This window comes from Bergeriella denitrificans NBRC 102155 (assembly GCF_001592185.1).
GTDB lineage: Bacteria > Pseudomonadota > Gammaproteobacteria > Burkholderiales > Neisseriaceae > Neisseria > Neisseria denitrificans.
This window is the reverse complement of sequence record NZ_BCWL01000372.1, coordinates 1-719: the sequence shown is the minus strand read 5'-3', so window position 1 is coordinate 719 and position 719 is coordinate 1. Positions and strand designations below refer to the sequence as shown.

At 44.2% G+C, this 719-nt stretch carries 1 protein-coding gene; it reads left to right on the top strand.

What is annotated here, in order from left to right:
* The first annotated feature begins 230 nt into the window (after window positions 1–230).
* Window positions 231–380, top strand: a complete 150-nt coding sequence (locus BDE01S_RS11500; protein ID WP_169798099.1) for a hypothetical protein — start codon at window positions 231–233, stop codon at window positions 378–380.
* The last annotated feature ends 339 nt before the right edge of the window (window positions 381–719 follow it).

The following is a 719-nucleotide window of genomic DNA, read 5'->3' as shown; positions in this document are numbered from 1 at the left end:
TACATCTGAAAAAGAAGCGGTTTAAAATCAGCCGCATCAGGGGTTGATCTTCAGCAAGGCGTTGGTTTCGCTTATTTATTGTGATTGCGATACCGATATTGAGCCGCATCAAATAGCGATGGGAAAAATACCGTTTGCGAGCAAGCGGTATTTTTTATTTGGGCAAATCATGTTATCTTGCGCTATGTTAAACATGAATTTTAAGTGAACTATTTAAAAGGAAATCTGCAATGAGCGAACATAACACCATTAAAGTGAACGATTTGCCGAATGAGCAAGTAGAGCAGGAAATCGAGCTGCCGGTAATAAATCATGAGCAAAGCGAGGAAAAACGCGGCGGTCATAGCGAAGGCGGCTGCTGCGGCGCGTGCGGCGGCTAAGAATGATTTGAGCCAGGCAGAGATACCGAAACTTCTATCGTAGAGCGGAGAGGTAAGCTCGCCATTTTGCCGGGAGGCAAAGGCCGAATTGAGTTGAAGCCAGTGAGTTTATCTCATTTTGCGGATAAACAGCTCCGACCTGAGATTGTTGACAATTTGTCGAATGCAGGCATCATCGTCGGGCGAAAACGAAGGCTGCTTGTTTGTACCGCAAAAAGGCCGTCTGAAAATCATGATTTTCAGACGGCCTTTTTGCGGGCTGCGGGTTTGTTATCGCCAATATCATCCGGATTGAGTATCACAGATTGATGTTTATGTGTAATCATTAATAATTAAATA